This window comes from Methylobacterium organophilum, from assembly GCF_022179465.1.
Classification (GTDB): Bacteria; Pseudomonadota; Alphaproteobacteria; order Rhizobiales; family Beijerinckiaceae; genus Methylobacterium; species Methylobacterium organophilum.
Map to the genome: position 1 here is coordinate 169,841 of NZ_BPQV01000012.1, position 14,195 is coordinate 184,035.

The following is a 14,195-nucleotide window of genomic DNA, read 5'->3' on the forward strand; positions in this document are numbered from 1 at the left end:
CTCTGTGACGCGGTGCAAGAAACGAGAGGGTGGAATAATTTAAGTCCGACTCTCGCGAACCGTTGTCGTGCCCGGGCGTTCAATGATAGCGGAAGTCTGGAGCGCTCGGGGCGCTGCTGGTCGTCCGGCCAGGGTCCCAGCGGGATTTCACCGATGACCGATCCCAGCCCCTCTTCCGCTCTCCTTGTCGCGCGCCCGCCCTTCCTCGCCCAGCGGGCCGGTCAGCAGGCCCTGATCTGGATCGGGGCGGTTCTCTCCGTCTGCGTGACCATCGTGGCCGTGGCCTATGCCATCGCCCTGCGCAGCGACCGCGAGGCCGGGCGGATGATCATCGCCTCGCAGAACGGCAGCGGCTATGCGCGCATCGTCGTGAATGGACTGGCCCTGCGCCAGGCCCAGCCGCTGCCCTGAGACGCTGCGCTCGCGGCGGCCTTAACGCCCCGGCAACCATACCGCGCGATACCTGAAGCCGTGCTCGTGCACGGCGTGTTTCCGCCATCCTGTGCCGCGAGCCTCTGGCATCGGGTACGGGTCGCGTGGCGTGAGGACGAACCGGATACGACGGAAACGGCGGTCGGGTCGCAGCCTGCGCTGGCTGGGGGCCGCGGTGGCGCCCTGGGCCGGGGCCCTGGGCCTCGTCATCTCCTTCACCGCCGATGCCGGCACCGAGAGCGCGATCGGCTCGAGCCTCGTGCGGGCGCTGGATGCGCGCGTGGCGCCCCCCCTCCCCGCCGGCACGGTGCTGATCGGCGCCCTCGACGCCGAGGCCCTGGCCGCGCCCTTGCGGCTCGATGCGAGCCTGCTGCGGGACGATCTCAAATCCCATGCCCGGGTGTTCCCCGTGCCCGCCCGGGAGAGCAAGGGCGATGCGGCGGTCGCGATCGGTGCGAGTTTCGAGCGGGCCGCCGTCGCCCTGCGCGAGCAGCGCTCCGTCGGCCTGATCACTGGAGAGGGCGAGGGCATCGCGGGGGTGTTCAGCGCCGGCGTCGCCACCTGGAACCCGGATCTGGAGCCCGAGGGCTTCACCGCCGTGCCGGATCTCGGCCTCGGTCTCGCTCCGGGCGCCGAGGGCGACACCCTGGGCGAGGACGACCTCGCCGCCTCCGACGGCGCGACGCCGACGGTGCCCCGCGCGGTCGCCCTGTCTTCCACCACGCCGGCGCCGGCCGATGCCACCCCGATCGAGGTGGCCGCCGCCAGCCTGGCCCTGCCCGGCTATTCCCCGCGCCTCGATGCGGCCCCCTCCCCCGTCCTGCCGGAGAGCGCCCGCCACCGCTATGCCGACCTGATCGCCCCCGACGCCATGGACCGGGAGCAGCGCTGCCTCGCCGAGGCGGTCTATTTCGAGGCCCGCAGCGAGTCCGAGGAGGGCCAGGCCGCGGTGGCGCAGGTGGTGCTCAACCGCGTGAAGAGCGGGCTCTACCCGAGCAATGTCTGCGGCGTGGTCTACCAGAACCGCCACCGCTACATGGGCTGCCAGTTCTCTTTCGCCTGCGAGGGCAAGTCCCTGCGCATCACCGATGCCGGCTCCTGGCAGACCGCCACCCGCATCGCCAGCGCGGTGATCGAGGGCCGGACCTATCTCAGCGAGGTCGGCGGGGCGACGCATTACCATGCCGACTATGTCCGCCCCGGCTGGTCCCGCCGCCTGCGGAAGATGGACGTGATCGGGCGCCACATCTTCTATCAGCTGAAGCGCGGGCAGACCTGACCGCGTGTTTCATTCCATGCTAGGGTGACGCCATGGCGAAGCGCGTGGCACCGGGCCGGGTCGAGGGGCGGGGACGGATCCTCGGCTTGGCGGCATTCGAGAAGATCAGCGCCGTTGAAAGCCTGACGCTCACCGCTGCCATGAAACGCGATTTGCGCGCGTTCGAGAAGAATAAGACAGCGCCGGAGGAGCGAACGCGGATCCTTCTTGAAAAATACGGCCGAGCATCGCTCTAATGCGCTGATGTATGAGGCTGCTGCGGATCCTTACTGTTATCCGGGTACGACCGTTCTACGAAATATCCCCGGCCTCACATCGCAGGCTGCCCTTGAGCGCTTTGAGATTGTTGCGACTGCTCGGCGGTTCTTGGAGCCAATGCCAGCTGGACGCTGGACTGCGAGTCATTACTGCGCGCTCCATCATCACATTTTCCAGGACGTCTTCCCATGGGCTGGAAGGATCCGCACTGTTCGGATCGGCAAGGGCGGACATATGTTCTGCTATCCGGAGTACATCCGCGCCGAACTTCGTCGGGTCTTTAACTGGCTTCGTACGGCTGAGGCGGTTCGAGATCCCGACCCGGGATCCTTCGCGAATAAGGCTGCGCACCTGCTCGCGGAACTGAACGCGATCCATGCATTCCGTGACGGCAACGGTCGAACACAGCTTGCTTTCACAGCTTTGTTGGCAGCCAAGGCCGGCCATCCGCTGGCCCTGGAACACCTTGAGCCCGAAGGCTTTCTGCAAGCCATGATTGCCAGCTTCGCGGGCGACGAGATACCGCTCGCCCGTCAGGTTCGTGCCCTGCTGAAACCAAGTCTCTCTCACGCCTGATCGATGCAGGCGCGTGGGCGGGATGGCCGCTGAGAATCAAGCTGATATATCGAGTTTCTAGATTTCTTTCGCGGAAGTTATTCATCCATCACAGATTCAGCGATCACTATGCAATTCTGCGTAGTCTTAGTCATTGGTTAATTTTACCGTCTTCCCGAATACAGCTTGAACCATCGGCAACTTGACGGCCTCCTGCACGTCGAAGGAAGGCGCGCTGCCGGGCAGCCCGCGTCCCTGTCCGTGCAGCGTATCTTTCCGAGGACCACCGTCATGACCGCGCCGGTCGCCCGAACCGCCTTCCTGTCCGCCACCCTTCTCGCGACCGCGTTCCTGGCGAGCCCCGCTCTGGCCGGCGGCGGCTGCTTCAGCAGCGAGTGCTATCGCCGCGTCACCACCCCGCCGGTGTTCGACACCGTTTCCGAGCAGCGCCTCGTGGCGCCGCCGCGCACGGTCTACCGCACCGTGCCGCCGGTCTACGACACGGTGTCGGAGCGGGTGCTCGTGGCCCCGGGGGGCCGCCGTTGGGAGACGCGCTACGACGCCTATGGCCAGCTCGTCGGCTGCTGGGTGACCATTCCGCCGCAATACGCCGTGCGCACCCGCCGGGTCCTCGTGCGTGAGGCTCAAGTGATCCCGGAGACGGTGCCGCCGGTCTATGCGAGCTATCAGCGCCGGGTGCTGGTGCAGCCCGCCCGTTCCGCCTGGGTGCCCGCCGGCCCCGCCTATGGCGGCCCGGGCCCGATCGGCGCGATCGGCGCCGGCATCGGCTCGATCCCCGACGCGATCGGCATCGCCGGCGCCTCCTCCGCGGATGTCGCCGTCGGCCTCGGCTTCTCCACGGGCAGCGTCTACGACGGCTACTGACACCCACCGGACTTGTTCACGGCCCCGGAGGCAGCCGTCTCCGGGGCCGCCTTGATTCGAGGGGCCGCCGCCGTAGCTCACCCCGCAGAAAACGGGAGGATACGATGGCGACGTTCAAGGCCTGGGTGGTCGAGAAGGGCGAGGGCGGCCAGAGTCTGGCCTTCAAGGATTTCGACGAGGCCGACCTGATGGACGGCGATGTCACCGTCCGCGTCACCCATTCCGGCCTGAACTACAAGGACGGCCTGGCGATGACCGGCCGGATGCCGGTGGTGCGCCGCTTCCCGATGATCCCCGGCATCGACTTCGCCGGAGTGGTCGAGCGTTCCGAGCATCCCGATTACAAGTCGGGCGACGCGGTGGTGCTCACCGGCTGGGGCGTCGGCGAGACGCATCTCGGCGCCTATGCCGAGCGCGCCCGGGTCAAGGGCGACTGGCTCGTGCCCCTGCCGGAGGGCCTGAGCCCGGCCCAGGCCATGGCGATCGGCACGGCGGGCTATACGGCGATGCTCTGCGTGATCGCCCTCGAAGCGCACGGTCTTTCCCCCGAGGCCGGCCCCGCCGTGGTCAGCGGCGCGGCCGGCGGCGTCGGCTCGGTCGGCGTCTCCCTGCTGGCCAGGGCCGGCTGGCATGTCTTGGCGGTGACCGGACGTGGGGACGAGGCGGAATACCTGAAGGGCCTCGGCGCCGCCGAGATCCTCGACCGGGCGGAGCTTGCCGCCGATCCGAAGCCGCTCGCCAAGGAGCGCTGGGCGGCGGGCCTCGACACGGTCGGCTCGAAGCCGCTCGCCAACTTGCTCGCCATGACCAAGGCCGGGGGGGGCATCGCGGCCTGCGGCAACGCCGCCGGCATGGACCTGCCCTCTTCCGTCGCCCCCTTCATCCTGCGGGGCGTCTCCCTCTTCGGCATCAACAGCGTGACCACGCCGCAGGGGCCGCGGCGGGCGGCCTGGGCACGGCTCGCCCGGGATCTCGACCTCGACGCCCTCGCCCGCATGACCACGACGGTGGGGCTGGAGGAGGTCGGCCGGCTCGGCGAGACGATCCTGGGCGGCAAGGTGCGCGGGCGCACGGTGGTCGCGATCGCTTGATCGGCACCGGCGCGCCCAAGCGGAACCGTTCTCCTAGCATCCGTGTTGCTCATCGTATGAGCATTGCATTCGTCCGTGAGAAAGAGGGTGGCGAGGCGTTCGAGGATCTGCCCGACCGCCCCCTCTCGCCGCACACCAATTTCGTGACCCGGGAGGGGCTCGCCCAGATCGAGGCGGAAGTTGCCCGCCTGGAAAAGGAGGCCTCGGCCCTCGACCCCGAGGACAAGGCGGAGAATGCCCGCGTCTCCCGCGATCTGCGCTACTGGTCCGCCCGCAAGAATTCCGCCCAGCTGGTCGAGGATGTCGAGGGCGATACCGTGCATTTCGGCGCGACCGTCACGGTGATCCGCGAGGACGAGACCGAGCAGACCTTCCGCATCGTCGGCGAGGACGAGGCCGATCCCGCCAAGGGCTCGATCTCCTACGTGGCGCCGCTGGCCCGGGCGATCACCGGCAAGAGCGTCGGCGACGTGGTCGAGGTGAACGGCCAGGAGGTCGAGATCACGGCGATCAAGCGGTAGGCTGCCGCCCCTCCAGGCGGCTGCGCAGGGGCACCATCGCCTCCGCGAAGACTTCCATGAAGGCCCGCACCCGCGCGGCGTGGCGCAGATCGGGGTGCGTGAGGATCCAGAGGCTCGAGGCGAGCTCCGGCAGGGGCTCCGAGAGCCGGCGCAGGCCCGGATGCCCGTCGCCGCTCATGCAGGGCAGCGGCCCGATGCCGAGGCCGGCCGCCACCGCCTCGCGCAGGCCCAGCACGGTGTTGGTGCGCAGCGCGATCCGCTCCGGCGGGGCCCGCCCCGTCACGAAGCGCCCGAAGGCGCCCCCGCCGACCCCCTCCCCCGGGCAGACCCAGTCCCGCCCCTCGACCGCAGGTCCGTCGGCCTCCCGGCCGTAGAGCGCCCAGGCGATGCCGGCGAGCCGCCGCCCGAACAGGGTCGGCGTCGGCTCGTTGGTGGCCCGGATCGCCACATCCGCGTCCCGCCGGGACAGGTTCAGGGCCTCCTCCGCCACGACGAGATCCACCTGCACCGCCGGGTAGAGGCTGCGGAAGCGGGCGAGAACCGGGATCAGCAGATCGGTGGCGAGGGTCGCCGCCGCGGTGACGCGCAGTTCGCCCGCCAGCGTCTGCGTCTTGCCGGCCAGCTCGCGGCCGAAGCCGACGACGTCGGCCTCCATCCGCGCGGCCGCCGCGATCATCGCCGCGCCGGCCGGCGTCGGCACGTAGCCGGAGCGGTGGCGCTCGAACAGGCGTGCATCGAGGGCCTCTTCGATCGCCGCAAGGCGCCGGAAGGCCGTGGAATGGTTGATGCCGAGATGGGCGGCCGCCTGGGTGAGGCCGCCGCGATCGGCCACCGCCTTCACGAGGCGGAAATCGTCCCAGGGCAGCGGCATGTCGGACCTTTGCAAAACGGCAAGGTCGTTCTTGCAGAGCGGGGCATTTTCGCAAGGCCCGAGAGAGGCGATGTTGCCGCCACAATCGTCTTCAAGGAGAGGCCACGATGGCGAAGATTCTGGTGCTGTACTACTCGTCCTGGGGCCATGTGGAGCAGCTCGCCTACGCCGCCGCCGAGGGCGCCCGCGAGACCGGCGCCGAGGTGGTGGTGAAGCGGGTGCCCGAGCTGGTGCCGGACGAGGTCGCCAAGCAGTTCCACTACAAGCTCGACCAGGCGGCCCCGATCGCCGACCCGAACGAGCTTGCCGAGTACGACGCGATCATCTTCGGCACGCCGACCCGCTTCGGCAACATGGCTTCCCAGATGAAGCAGTTCCTCGACCAGACCGGCGGCCTCTGGGCCAAGGGTGCCCTCGTCGGCAAGGTCGGCTCGGTCTTCACCTCGACCGCCTCGCAGCATGGCGGCCAGGAGACGACGCTGACGAGCTTCCACACCGTGCTCCTGCATCACGGCATGGTGATCGTCGGCCTGCCCTATTCCTTTCCCGGCCAGACCGGCCTGGAGCAGGTGAAGGGCGGCACCCCCTACGGCGCCACCACCATCTCCGATGCCGACGGCTCGCGGCAGCCCTCGCAGGTCGAGCTCGACGGGGCGAAGTTCCAGGGCCGCCACGTTGCCGGCATCGCCGCCAAGCTGGCCGGCTGAGCGACGCGGACAAGAAAAAAGGCTCGCATTGCTGCGAGCCTTGGAAGGAGAAAGGCCATTGGGGGCTGAACTGGCCTTCGTGATCGGACAACCCCCAGGCCCCTGACCGGTTCCACGGTCGATGCAAAAAAGTTCAGCGAGGCGCAGCGGCCCGGGTGAGCCGGTCGTTGATCGCCTCGCCGAGCCCCTCCACCGGGATCGGTGCCACGGCGATGGTGCCGGCTCCGCTCGCATCGAGCCGCCGCAGGCTCTCGAAGAGCCGTGCGGCCGCTTCGGCGAGATCGCCGGAGGCGCTGAGATTCACGACGGCCCTGGCCTGATCGAGGCCGGGCAGGTCGGCCCGGCCGAACAGGAGCGCCGCCTCGCCCGGCCGGATCTCCTCCGCATCGAGCCGCACCCGCGCCTCCGGGGCGTAATGCGAGGCCAGGAGGCCCGGCCCGATCGGGCGTTCGCCGTCCCCGCCGCTCTCCACATCGCAGCCGAGCACCCGGGCGAGCGCCGCGCGGGTGACGCCCCCCGGGCGCAACAGGCGGGGCGGGCCGCCGAGGCAGGCGACGACCGTCGATTCGACGCCGATGGCGCAGGCGCCCCCGTCGAGCAAGGCGGCGATGCGGCCGTCGAGATCGCCGAGCACATGCGCGGGCGTGGTCGGGCTCACCCGGCCGGAGCGGTTGGCCGAGGGGGCCGCGACCGGCCGTCCGGCCTTCGCGATCAGTGCCCGGGCGAGGTCGTGGCCCGGCACCCGCAGGGCCACGCTCGGAAGCCCGGCCCGGGCGAGGTCGCAGACCGTCCCCGAGGCGAGGGCCGGCACCACCAGCGTCAGCGGCCCGGGCCAGAACGCTGCAGCGAGCCGCGTCGCATGCGCGTCGAAGGCGCCTTCACGGCGCGCCGCCGCCGCGTCGGGCAGATGGGCGATCAGCGGGTTGAAGCGAGGCCGCTCCTTGGCGGCATAGATGGCGGCAACAGCCTGAGGGTCCGTCGCGTCGGCGCCGAGCCCGTAGACCGTCTCCGTCGGGAGCGCGACCAGGCGGCCGGAACGGAGCAGGCCGGCGGCCGTCTCGATGCCGTCCGCATCGGCGGTGAGCCGCAGGGTCGCTTCGCCTGCGGGCGCGATTGACCCGGGTTCGTTCATATGTGAACTATCTTCCCTGACATCGGAGCGGGCGTAGCGAGGCGCCGACTTCGATCGTATGAAGCGGCAGGCCGTAGCCGTCCGTGCGACGCGCCGTCAAACGCCGGGGTCGCGCAGAAGTCCGCGGCACCCGCTTCATATCCTGGGGAGGATCGGATGACCTATCGCGCGCCCGTGGCGGAGATGGTCCACACCCTGCGCAACGTCGCGGGGCTCGACGCGATCCTCGCGCAGTCCGGCCAGGAGATGACCCCGGAGGACGTGACCGCGATCCTCGAGGAGGCGGCCAAGCTCGCGGGCGAGCGGATCGCGCCGCTCAATCGGGTCGGCGACCGCCACGGCACGCCCCTGAAGGACGGTGCGGTCACGACCCCGCCGGGCTGGAGCGAGGCCTATCACGCCTTCGTGGAGGGCGGCTGGAACGGCCTCGGCGCCCCGGTCGAGCAGGGCGGCCAGGGCCTGCCCCATCTCCTCGCCGCGGCCTGCACGGAGATGTGGAACGGAGCGAGCCTCGCCTTCGGCCTCTGCCCGCTGCTCACCGCGGGCGGGATCGAGGCGCTCTCGGCCCACGGTTCGGAGGCGCTGAAGGACCGTTACCTCGAAAAGCTCGTCACCGGCGAATGGACGGCGACCATGAACCTGACGGAGCCCAATGCCGGCTCCGACCTCTCCGGCATGCGCACGCGGGCCGAGCCGAACGGCGACGGCAGCTACCGCATCACGGGCAACAAGATCTTCATCACCTATGGCGAGCACGACCTCGCCGACAACATCGTCCACCTCGTCCTCGCCCGGCTGAAGGATGCGCCCGCGGGCACCCGGGGCATCTCGCTCTTCGCCGTGCCGAAGATCCTGCCCGATGGCAGCCGCAACGACCTGCGCTGCTCGGGGATCGAGCACAAGCTCGGCATTCATGGCTCGCCGACCTGTTCCATGGCCTTCGGCGACCAGGGCGGTGCCATCGGCTGGCTGATCGGCGAGGAGAATCGCGGGCTCGCCTGCATGTTCACGATGATGAACTCGGCGCGCCTCAATGTCGGGCTGCAGGGCGTCGGCGTGGCCGAGGCCGCCACCCAGAAGGCCCTCGACTATGCCCGCGAGCGCCGCCAGGGCCGCGCGCCGGGCGCCTCGGAGCCGGTAAGCGCCATCGTGGCCCATGCGGACGTGCAGCGCACGCTCCTGACCATGAAGGCCTATACGGCGGCGGCCCGGGGCATCTGCTACCTCACCGCCGAGGCGCTTGATGCCGCGGACGGGCCTGACGGCAAGGCCGCCTTCGAGCGGGCTTCCCTGCTCACCCCCGTGGCCAAGGCCTTCTCCACCGACATCGCCAACGAGGTCACCTCCCTCGGCGTGCAGGTCCATGGCGGCATGGGTTTCGTCGAGGAGACCGGCGCGGCCCAGCTGATGCGCGATGCCCGCATCCTGGCGATCTACGAGGGCACCAACGGCATTCAGGCGATCGATCTCGTCACCCGCAAGCTGCCGCTGAGCGGCGGCGACACGGTGCGCCGGCAGATCGCCGGTTTGCGCCGGATCGCGGAGACGCTCCTGAAGGAGGGCTCGCCCGCCTTCGGCCACGCCGCCCCGCGCCTGCGCGACGCCATCGGCAGCCTCGACCGGGCTACGAGCTACCTGCTCGGGGCGCTGGCCTCGAACCGTCCCGAGGAGGCGCTCCCCGGCGCCACGCCGTATCTGCGTCTGTTCGGCCTGGTGCAGGGCGCCGGCTGCCTCGCGACCGCCGGCCTCGCCTCGGCCGCGGCGCTGAAGGCGGGCGAGACCGACCCGGCCCATGCCGCCCGGATCGCGCTTGCCCGCTTCTTCGCCGAGAATCTGCTGCCGGCCGCCTCCGGCCTGGAGCAGGCCATCCTGGAAGGCGGCGGCTTCGCGGACGAGGCCGCGACGGTGCTGGCGGTCTGAACCCGGCTCGGCGGCATCGGAGAGGGCGAGATCCGGTGACCGGCGGATCTCGGGTGAGGCGGATCGTTCGAGGGCCTGAATCATGACAGACGCGATCACCATCCAGGACGCCCCCGGCGGGGTCCGCCTGATCGGGTTCAACAGGCCCGAGAAGAAGAATGCCATCACCGGTGCCATGTACGACGCCATGCGGGTCGCGCTCGAAGAGGCGGATGCCTCCGAGGCCGTCGGCGCCGTGGTCTTCGCCGGGATGCCGGGGGTGTTCAGCGCGGGCAACGATCTCGCCGATTTCCTGGCGGGCGCCCGCGACAGCTTCCTCGACGCGCCGCCGCTGCAGTTCATCCGCCAGCTCGCCCGCACCCGCACGCCGATGGTGGCCGCGGTGGACGGCATCGCGGTCGGGATCGGCGCCACTCTGACCCTGCATTGCGATCTCGTCTTCGTCGGGTCCTCCGCGCGTTTCCGCATGCCCTTCGTCGAGCTCGGCCTCGTGCCGGAGGCCGCCTCCAGCTACCTGCTGCCGCGCCGGGTCGGCCGGCTCAAGGCCACGGAGCTGCTGCTGCTCTCCGAGCCCTACGATGCCGATGCGGCGGTGGCCCTCGGCCTCGCCAATGCCGTGATCCCCTCCGACATGCTGGTCGAGCATGCCCTCGCCCAGGCCGCCCGCCTCGCCGCCCTGCCCCGCGGCGCGCTCGCCGCCTCGCGGGCGCTGATCCGCGGGGATCAGGCCCAGGTCGAGGCCGCTCTGGAAGCGGAGGCGCAGGCCTTCGAGGCGCGGCTGCGCGCGCCCGAGGCGCAGGCGGCCTTCCGCAGCTTCCTCGCCCGCTCGGCCAAGCCGGGTTCCGCCGCGTGAGCCCGCCCGACCTGCGGGGAAAGGTCTGCCTCGTTGCCGGCGCCTCCCGCGGCGTCGGCCGCGGCATCGCCCGGGGGCTCGGCGAGGCGGGGGCCACGGTGATCGTCACCGCCCGCTCCAGCGAGACCGGGCCGCGCACGGAATCGCGCCCTGAGACCATCGAGGACACTGCCCGGGCGGTCGACGCGGCCGGGGGCGAGGGGCATCACTATCTCTGCGACCATGTCAGCGAGCGGGCCGTCGACGAGCTGGTCCGCTGGGTCCTGCGCCGCTTCGGCCGCATCGACGTCGCCGTGGCGAGCGTCTGGGGCGGCAACGAGGGCTATGACGGCGAGCGCTATCCCGACGGGGCCAGCTGGGGCGCCCCGTTCTGGCGCCGCTCGGCCGAGCCCTTCGCCGGCTTCCTCGGCGGTGGTCCCTACCCGGCCCTGCTGCTCGCCCGTGCGGTGGCGCCGGCCATGGTCTCGGCCCGGCGCGGGCTCCTCGCCTTCGTCTCCTTCGGGACGCAGGAGAGCTATCTCGGCGACATCTACTACGACCTCGCCAAGGCCGCGACGAACCGGCTCGCCTTCGCCTGCGCGGCGGAGCTCGCACCCCACGGGGTCTGCGCCCTGAGCCTGTCGCCAGGCTTCGTCGCCACCGAGCGGGTGCGCGAGACCGGGCAGGAGGCGTTCGCCACCGAGAGTCCGCTCTATGCCGGCCGGGCCGCGGCGGCGCTCGCCGCCGACCCGGAGGCCCTGCGCCATGCCGGGCAGACGCTGCACGTCGCGGACCTCGCCCGCACCTACGGCTTCACCGACGCGGACGGCACGCAGCCGGAGCGGTTCCGGATCCAGGGGACATGATCATGGCCAGAGATCTCGCCGGCAAAACGCTGTTCATCACCGGCGCCTCCCGGGGCATCGGCCTCGCGATCGGTCTGCGGGCGGCCCGCGACGGCGCCAACGTCGCCATCGCCGCCAAGACCGCCGAGCCGCATCCCAAGCTGGAGGGCACGATCCACACCGCCGCGGCGGCGATCGAGGCGGCGGGGGGTAGGGCCCTGCCGATGGTCGTCGACGTGCGCGACGAGGAGGCGGTGAAGGCGGCCCTCGCCCGGACGGCCGAGACCTTCGGCGGCCTCGACATCGTCGTGAACAATGCGAGCGCGATCTCGCTGACGCCGACGCCGCAGACCGACATGAAGCGCTTCGACCTGATGCACGGGATCAATGCCCGCGGCACCTACATGGTCTCGAAATACGCGATCCCCTATCTCCAGAAGGCGGAGAACCCGCATATCCTGATGCTCTCCCCGCCCCTCGACATGGCGGAGAAATGGTTCGCGCCGCATCTCGCCTACACCATGGCGAAGTTCGGCATGTCGCTCTGCGTCCTCGGCCTCGCGGGCGAGCTGCGGCCCGCCGGCATCGCGGTCAACGCCCTGTGGCCGCGCACCACCATCGCCACCGCGGCGGTGAAGAACCTGCTCGGCGGCGACGCGCTGATGCAGGCGAGCCGGACGCCGGAGATCATCGCCGATGCGGCCCATGCCGTCTTCGTGAAGCCCGCCCGCACGTTCACCGGACAGTTTCTCATTGACGACAGCTTCCTGGCCGGGGAAGGCGTCACGGACTTTTCAAAATACCGCGTCACACCCGGCGTCGCTCTTGCGCCGGACTTCTTCGTGCCGGATGCGAGCATACCGCCGCGCGACGCTCTCGCGTAGCCTCTCCACCCGAGACTGCCTTTGATCTTCATCCACCAGCCCGTCGCCGGCGCCAGCCAGATGATCCTCGAGCGCCGTCCGCTCGAATTGCAGGAGGCCATCCCCGAGGATTCGATCTGGATCGACATGGTCCGGCCGACGCGGGAGGAGGATCTCAAGGTCGAATCCTTCCTCGGCATCACGGTGCCGACGCGGGAGGAGATGAAGGACATCGAGCCCTCCGAGCTGCTCTATGTCGAGGCGGGCGCCCGCTACATGACGGGCCGGGTGCTCTCCAAGGTGATCGATTCGGACGAGCCGGGGCTCGCCGGCATCACCTTCATCCTGCGCGAGAACCGCCTCGTCACCGTGCGCTACGAGGATCCGCAGGCCTTCCGGATGTATACCCAGCGGGCCGGGCGGGCGACGGGCAACGGCCCGGCCATCGCCGCCACCGGCGAGACCATCCTCGCCGGGCTGATCGAATCGGTGATCGACCGGGCGGCGGACGTGCTGCAGCTCCAGGGTGAGCGCATCGACCGGCTGTCGCGCAAGATCTTCGAGGAGAAGGGCGATCCGACCACCCGCAACACCGCCCTGCAGGAGACCCTGCGGGCCCTGGGCCGCCACGGCGACCTGATCTCGAAGCAGCGCGAGAGCCTTGTCTCGATGGAGCGCATCTTGCTCTCCCTCTCGGCGACCTACCGCACCAACAAGGCGCCGCGGGAGCTGCGCGAGGACATCCGCTCGACGCTGCGCGACCTCCAGTCCCTGGAGGAGCACGCCACTTTTCTCTCAGCGAAGATCCAGTTCCTGCTCGACGCGACGCTGGGCTTGGTCAATCTTGAGCAGAACAACATCATCAAGCTGTTCTCGGTCATGGCGGTGGTCTTCATGCCGCCGACCCTGATCGCCTCGATCTACGGCATGAACTTCAAGGCCATGCCGGAACTCGAATGGAGTTACGGCTACCCGCTCGCGGTCGGCATGATGGTGGTGGCCGCGGTGCTGCCTTACGTCTTCTTCCGCTGGAAGCGGTGGCTGTGAGTCGACCGTCGGAAATATAAAGCTAATACGACAGGCGCGGTGACCAAAAATTAAGCGAGACCCGGAAGGGTTGTACCGGAGCCGCCATAACGCGCGGCTGCGGATCGCTCCCTATGCGCCTCTCTCTCAAGGCCGTCCTCGTCGCTTCCATCGGCGTGCTCGCCCTGGCTGCCTCCGGCCAAGGCGTCGTCAGCATCGTCAAGCTGTCCGAGATCGAGGCCAATGCCTCGGCGGTCAAGGACAACTGGCTGCCCTCGGTCAGCGTGCTGGGGGCGATGAACACCGCCGTGCGCGACACCCGGGTCAAGCTCTACCGCCTGGTGACGGCCTCGGACGACGACCGGATCCTCGCCGAGAATCGCAAGGGGCTGGAGACGAGCCTCGGCAAGCTCGCCGCCCTGCGCGCGGCCTACGAGCCGCTGATCAACTCGCCGGAGGAGCGGGCGCTGTACAAGGACTTCTCGGAGGCCTGGGCGCTGTACGACAAGGGCCAGGCGCGGGTGGTGGCACTCATGCAGGCCGGCGACAAGGCGGCGGCCTTCGAGCTCCTGAAGAGCGCCGAAATGGCCCGTCTCAACAACGGCGCGATCCAGATCCTGCAGAAGGACGTGGACATCAACAGCCGGGGCGCGACGGCGACCATCGACGCCACCGTCAACGAGGCGATCACCGCGAAGTTCGCCGCCTATCTCGGCATGGCCATCGCCATGCTGGCGGCGCTCGGCGCCATGCTGTTCGCCTGGTTCGGCATTTCCCGGCCGATCGAGCGCATGACCGCCGCCATGGGGCGGCTTGCCGGGGGCGACGCCACGGTCGCGGTGCCCGGCCAGACCCGGCGCGACGAGATCGGCGCCATGGCCGCGGCGGTGCAGGTGTTCAAGGAGAATCTCCTGCGGACGCGCGCCCTCGAAGAGGAGACGGCGCTGGCGCGGGCGGGTGCGGAGGCGCAGCGCAAGG

Annotated in this window: 16 protein-coding genes; 14 read left to right on the forward strand and 2 right to left on the reverse strand. The window is 70.1% G+C overall.

The features are described from left to right. Nucleotides 1-153 precede the first annotated feature (153 nt). From MFF21_RS19100 to greA, 7 genes are all read left to right on the forward strand, one after another. Entirely contained in the window at nucleotides 154-411 is a 258-nt protein-coding gene (locus tag MFF21_RS19100) for a hypothetical protein (RefSeq protein WP_238312994.1), read from the forward strand. Between the two features lie 196 nt (nucleotides 412-607). Further along, nucleotides 608-1,711, forward strand: coding sequence for a cell wall hydrolase (locus MFF21_RS19105; RefSeq protein ID WP_238312997.1), 1,104 nt, complete (start codon nucleotides 608-610; stop codon nucleotides 1,709-1,711). 32 nt (nucleotides 1,712-1,743) lie between these two features. Next, a complete protein-coding gene (locus MFF21_RS19110; protein ID WP_238312999.1) occupies nucleotides 1,744-1,947 on the forward strand; it encodes a hypothetical protein in 204 nt (67 codons plus the stop codon). Continuing rightward, a complete protein-coding gene (locus MFF21_RS19115; protein ID WP_308445691.1) occupies nucleotides 1,919-2,545 on the forward strand; it encodes a Fic/DOC family protein in 627 nt (208 codons plus the stop codon). Before MFF21_RS19110 ends, MFF21_RS19115 begins: the two co-directional genes overlap by 29 nt. A gap of 270 nt (nucleotides 2,546-2,815) precedes the next feature. Then, nucleotides 2,816-3,409 (forward strand): hypothetical protein, encoded by a 594-nt coding sequence (locus MFF21_RS19120; protein ID WP_238313000.1) that lies wholly within the window; start codon nucleotides 2,816-2,818, stop codon nucleotides 3,407-3,409. A gap of 104 nt (nucleotides 3,410-3,513) precedes the next feature. Further along, nucleotides 3,514-4,500, forward strand: a complete 987-nt coding sequence (gene acuI / locus MFF21_RS19125; RefSeq protein ID WP_238313002.1) for an acrylyl-CoA reductase (NADPH) — start codon at nucleotides 3,514-3,516, stop codon at nucleotides 4,498-4,500. 56 nt (nucleotides 4,501-4,556) lie between these two features. Continuing rightward, nucleotides 4,557-5,021, forward strand: coding sequence for a transcription elongation factor GreA (gene greA / locus MFF21_RS19130; RefSeq protein WP_238313004.1), 465 nt, complete (start codon nucleotides 4,557-4,559; stop codon nucleotides 5,019-5,021). On the opposite strand, the gene MFF21_RS19135 is transcribed toward greA, so the two are convergent. Next, complete coding sequence (locus MFF21_RS19135) at nucleotides 5,011-5,892, reverse strand: LysR family transcriptional regulator (RefSeq protein WP_238313005.1); 882 nt, start codon at nucleotides 5,890-5,892, stop codon at nucleotides 5,011-5,013. The genes greA and MFF21_RS19135 overlap by 11 nt on opposite strands. A 107-nt stretch (nucleotides 5,893-5,999) precedes the next feature. On the opposite strand from MFF21_RS19135, the gene wrbA reads away from it, so the two are divergent. Beyond that, nucleotides 6,000-6,599, forward strand: a complete 600-nt coding sequence (gene wrbA / locus MFF21_RS19140) for an NAD(P)H:quinone oxidoreductase (protein ID WP_238313007.1) — start codon at nucleotides 6,000-6,002, stop codon at nucleotides 6,597-6,599. 133 nt (nucleotides 6,600-6,732) lie between these two features. Here the strand turns inward: wrbA and MFF21_RS19145 are convergent, their stop codons facing one another. After that, on the reverse strand, nucleotides 6,733-7,731 hold the full coding sequence (locus MFF21_RS19145; RefSeq protein WP_238313009.1) for an L-threonylcarbamoyladenylate synthase: 999 nt from the start codon (nucleotides 7,729-7,731) through the stop codon (nucleotides 6,733-6,735). A gap of 156 nt (nucleotides 7,732-7,887) precedes the next feature. On the opposite strand from MFF21_RS19145, the gene MFF21_RS19150 reads away from it, so the two are divergent. The 6 genes from MFF21_RS19150 to MFF21_RS19175 all read left to right on the forward strand — a co-directional run. Further along, complete coding sequence (locus tag MFF21_RS19150) at nucleotides 7,888-9,651, forward strand: acyl-CoA dehydrogenase family protein (protein ID WP_238313012.1); 1,764 nt, start codon at nucleotides 7,888-7,890, stop codon at nucleotides 9,649-9,651. 82 nt (nucleotides 9,652-9,733) lie between these two features. After that, nucleotides 9,734-10,504, forward strand: coding sequence for an enoyl-CoA hydratase-related protein (locus MFF21_RS19155; RefSeq protein WP_238313015.1), 771 nt, complete (start codon nucleotides 9,734-9,736; stop codon nucleotides 10,502-10,504). Next, nucleotides 10,501-11,349, forward strand: coding sequence for an SDR family NAD(P)-dependent oxidoreductase (locus MFF21_RS19160; RefSeq protein ID WP_238313017.1), 849 nt, complete (start codon nucleotides 10,501-10,503; stop codon nucleotides 11,347-11,349). Before MFF21_RS19155 ends, MFF21_RS19160 begins: the two co-directional genes overlap by 4 nt. Beyond that, complete coding sequence (locus tag MFF21_RS19165) at nucleotides 11,346-12,212, forward strand: SDR family oxidoreductase (protein ID WP_238313018.1); 867 nt, start codon at nucleotides 11,346-11,348, stop codon at nucleotides 12,210-12,212. The genes MFF21_RS19160 and MFF21_RS19165 overlap by 4 nt, the downstream gene beginning before the upstream one ends. Before the next feature lie 21 nt (nucleotides 12,213-12,233). Continuing rightward, complete coding sequence (locus MFF21_RS19170; protein ID WP_238313020.1) at nucleotides 12,234-13,238, forward strand: magnesium transporter CorA family protein; 1,005 nt, start codon at nucleotides 12,234-12,236, stop codon at nucleotides 13,236-13,238. 113 nt (nucleotides 13,239-13,351) lie between these two features. Then, nucleotides 13,352-14,195, forward strand: an 844-nt coding sequence (locus MFF21_RS19175) for an MCP four helix bundle domain-containing protein (protein WP_238313022.1), incomplete at its 3' end; no start/stop codon positions are given.

Coding starts and splice junctions, on each gene's coding strand:
- MFF21_RS19150 (WP_238313012.1), top strand. CDS start 7,888: ATGACCTATCGCGCGCCCGTGGCGGAGATGGTCCACACCCTGCGCAAC.
- MFF21_RS19155 (WP_238313015.1), top strand. CDS start 9,734: ATGACAGACGCGATCACCATCCAGGACGCCCCCGGCGGGGTCCGCCTG.
- acuI (WP_238313002.1), top strand. CDS start 3,514: ATGGCGACGTTCAAGGCCTGGGTGGTCGAGAAGGGCGAGGGCGGCCAG.
- MFF21_RS19120 (WP_238313000.1), top strand. CDS start 2,816: ATGACCGCGCCGGTCGCCCGAACCGCCTTCCTGTCCGCCACCCTTCTC.
- wrbA (WP_238313007.1), top strand. CDS start 6,000: ATGGCGAAGATTCTGGTGCTGTACTACTCGTCCTGGGGCCATGTGGAG.
- MFF21_RS19100 (WP_238312994.1), top strand. CDS start 154: ATGACCGATCCCAGCCCCTCTTCCGCTCTCCTTGTCGCGCGCCCGCCC.
- MFF21_RS19145 (WP_238313009.1), bottom strand. CDS start 7,731: ATGAACGAACCCGGGTCAATCGCGCCCGCAGGCGAAGCGACCCTGCGG.
- MFF21_RS19135 (WP_238313005.1), bottom strand. CDS start 5,892: ATGCCGCTGCCCTGGGACGATTTCCGCCTCGTGAAGGCGGTGGCCGAT.
- MFF21_RS19165 (WP_238313018.1), top strand. CDS start 11,346: ATGATCATGGCCAGAGATCTCGCCGGCAAAACGCTGTTCATCACCGGC.
- greA (WP_238313004.1), top strand. CDS start 4,557: ATGAGCATTGCATTCGTCCGTGAGAAAGAGGGTGGCGAGGCGTTCGAG.
- MFF21_RS19110 (WP_238312999.1), top strand. CDS start 1,744: ATGGCGAAGCGCGTGGCACCGGGCCGGGTCGAGGGGCGGGGACGGATC.